At 41.1% G+C, this 3,350-nt stretch carries 2 protein-coding genes; both read right to left on the bottom strand.

The window, feature by feature from the left end; all coding sequences use genetic code 11:
* A partial coding sequence (locus Q1V93_RS04460; RefSeq protein ID WP_367183769.1) for a TerC family protein occupies positions 1 to 453 on the bottom strand: 453 nt, incomplete at its 3' end.
* A gap of 344 nt (positions 454 to 797) precedes the next feature.
* Positions 798 to 2,498 (bottom strand): 2-succinyl-5-enolpyruvyl-6-hydroxy-3-cyclohexene-1-carboxylic-acid synthase, encoded by a 1,701-nt coding sequence (gene menD / locus Q1V93_RS04455; protein ID WP_300662046.1) that lies wholly within the window; start codon positions 2,496 to 2,498, stop codon positions 798 to 800.
* Between the last annotated feature and the right edge of the window lie 852 nt (positions 2,499 to 3,350).

Below are 3,350 nucleotides of genomic sequence, written 5' to 3'. Positions count from 1 at the left end.
ACCAATCGCAGAAATGACTGAGTCAAAGCTGAAGATAAAATCAACCATCACGATCTGGAAAACCACTGCACTTAAACGGTTCTTCTTTCTGCTTTTCACATCTCCGTGGCTTCCTTTTACGCTGGAATGCATCTCCCCTACTGATTTATAGATCAGGAAAAGTCCTCCGATCAGCAAAACCAGTGAGTGGGCAGTGAATTTGATGTCATAGATCGTAAACAAAGGCGTTTTGTCCAAAGTCATGATGTAAGAAACAACACTCAACATCAGAATACGGATGATCAAAGCAAGACTAAGTCCCAAAATGCGGGCTTTACGCTGATCTTGTTTTACTAAAGAGTCTGTAATGATGGAGATGAAAATGATGTTGTCAATTCCTAAGACAATCTCCAATAACGTTAAAACAACTAGGTAAAAAATTCCAATTCCGGTAGTCAATATTGCAAAATCCACTTCTCTTTTTTTTCGACAAATTTAGCTCCAAAAGAACTACAAAAAATGGATTTGTGATTTTTTTAATTTTTAACAGATTTTCCCAAATTTAAATTTGGTTTTAATTATCTGATTTTCTTACATTAGCGATATTGAACCTTGCCCTATTAAGAGGCATTCAAACCAATCAGGGAGTCCAGCTGTCTTTTTCGTAGTAGTTTTTAGCAGTTTGGGCTCTCTTTGTTTTTCTTCAAAGTTGAAAAGTTCAAGGATTCAAATCAAGTAAAATCGTAAGCATGTTTAAATAATTCCATTTGAACATTTGAATAAAAAAAATCCTAAACCTGTCGAAGGATGAACTTTTTTCACCCTCTTTTCGTAAACGATTTAAAATAAGCCTCAAGTATTTCACTGTTATTTTGCTCCATGGTGTTGATTTCAAGCAATTTCGGTTTCCCATTCGTACTCACACCAAAAAAAGCATCCAGATGTGCATCCAGATCTTCCAGGCAAGCAGCGTGGAAATATTCCATTCCGTAAGCTTTTGAAATATCCGCAGCAGACAATTCCTGTTCAGCAACAAAAATCTTTTTCCACTGTTTGGTCGATTTCGGGCCGGGAATAATATTGAAAATATCTCCGCCGCCGTTATTGATGATTATAATTCTCAGGTTTTCCGGCAAATGCTTGCTCCACCACGCGTTGGAATCGTAGAAAAACGATAAATCTCCCGTTACCAGTAAATGGGATTCATTCGGAGAAACAATCGCCGAACCAACAGCTGTTGAACTGCTTCCGTCAATGCCGCTTGTTCCGCGGTTACACCAATAATTCACCGTTTTGATCGGGTCGAAAAGCAAGGCATAGCGGATCAAAGAACTGTTTGAAATATGCAGGTTGCAGTGATCCGGAATCACATCCATGACAAATTCCATTGCGCGCAAATCACTCCACGGCTGTTTGGAACAGATCATTTTTTGTTCGTCGGAACCGTATTGATCTATCTTCTTCCAACTGAATCCAAAACGGGATTTATGCGGAGCTTCATCTACTACTTCAGACAACAGGTTCAATCCTTCCAAAGCCGTTACCGTTGCTGAGAAGCACAAATTGCGGTACGTATCCATAAACGGAAAATCCAATCCGAAACGGATCACCGGTGCTTTTGATTGACGTAAAAAGACTTTTATTTTCTTCGATACAATGGCTCCACCGATTGTCACAATACAATCCGGGTGAAACGAATGAATCTCCTCTTCTTTCAGAATATTGAGTGTTCTGTCGATATTCGAAACAAAATACGGGCTGTACATATTCGACGTGTGCTCTACCAAAACCGCCACAGAACCATCCAAAGCCAGTTTTTCCAGTAAAGCTTGCAGTGCTTCCTCTTTTTGGTGCTGACCAACAATAATCAAACGCTTTTCCGATGCCGACCACAATTCCTTCAGTCGGGCTTTACTCTTTTTAGACAAAACCGTTTCAATGCTTCCTAGCTCAATCCACTGACTGATCCGCTCGATTGTTTCCGTCGTTTCATAAAGCGGTTCAGAAAAAGGAATATTCAAATGAACCGGTCCTTTTACGGAATCATTACAAGCTTGCAACACTTCAGACAGGTTTCGTTCAAAATGCCAGCGCTGATTTTCAGAATGAATTTCGTTTAACTGAGCGCTTTTCAACACCATTTGATCAAATACCCGCTCCTGGCGGATGGTTTGTCCGTCTCCCTGATCCACCCATTCAGAAGGCCGGTCGGCAGAAACCACAATCAAAGGAATTCCCTGGTAAAATGCTTCAGCAACCGCCGGATAATAATTCAACGGAGCTGATCCCGATGTGCAGGTAATGACAACCGGTTTTCCCAGTTTTTGAGCCATTCCCAACGCATAAAAAGCCGCAACGCGTTCATCGGGAACAACAAAAACCTGGAAGTGAGGATCTTCGTCAAAAGCGATACTTAAAGGAGCATTCCTCGACCCCGGGGAAATCACCACATGAGTCACACCTACTCTTTTACAACCGTCCACAAGCAGCTGCACTTCCAACTTAGCACTCGAAATCATGGTGTAAATTTAGTTGTTATTGCCGTTCCGAGTATCTATTCTTCTCTTTTTACTAAACTTCGTATACGATTCTTTTTGGACCGTCTTAAAGCCGTTCAAAATAGCAAAGAATTCCAAAGCTAAAAAAACAGATGATCCGCCAGGGAGTTTAACTGATTGTTGAAATTTCCCGCCGAACGACTGTACCTAAGCTTGTGCCATCGCGAAAGCTATTGGCGACATGCGATCAGCGTTGGCGCATTACGCAGACTCCAACAGAGCCAGTCGGAGCGCATATCCGGTTTCAGGTACCTCATTCAATCAGCTATGTCCGTTCGGGTGCTGGAATGTAATGGAGGTGTATCGGGAACACAGCAGCAAATTAATGTCAGAAACAACCTGCACACAATTGTAAAAAAAACACGATACAAAAGAGGATTCCAAAATCACAAAAAAACACATCTGAATCACTCACCTACAGGTCAAGTACGGATAAAGCATAGATACAGTATGGATCAAGTATAGATACAGTATTAAAATGTTATAGAATTAACATGCGGTTTCAGGGCGTTTCAGCCGTTTTCAATCTCTCTTCAGCCTCATTTCCCGGAATCAGGCAGGAATAACACCTTGAAATCCTAAAATAAAAACACATGACAGATTTGTGAAAATTCCTGTAAAAAAAGAGTCCATCACCTCTATTTACATCCCAATATCCTGACTCTCCAAATCTTGACTCTTGACTCCCTCAGCCTCATCTACCCTTCGGAATTCGTATCCCGATAGCTATCGGGGTGTAATTCAAAATCCCCCTGTTTTAGGACACTGCAAAAACACATTTCGAACTCATTGATAGGATCCATTTCACATGGA

This window comes from Fluviicola sp., assembly GCF_030151805.1.
Classification (GTDB): domain Bacteria; phylum Bacteroidota; class Bacteroidia; order Flavobacteriales_D; family Crocinitomicaceae; genus Fluviicola.
This window is presented reverse-complemented; position numbering and strand designations above follow the sequence as displayed.

Coding starts and splice junctions, on each gene's coding strand:
- menD (WP_300662046.1), bottom strand. CDS start 2,498: ATGATTTCGAGTGCTAAGTTGGAAGTGCAGCTGCTTGTGGACGGTTGT.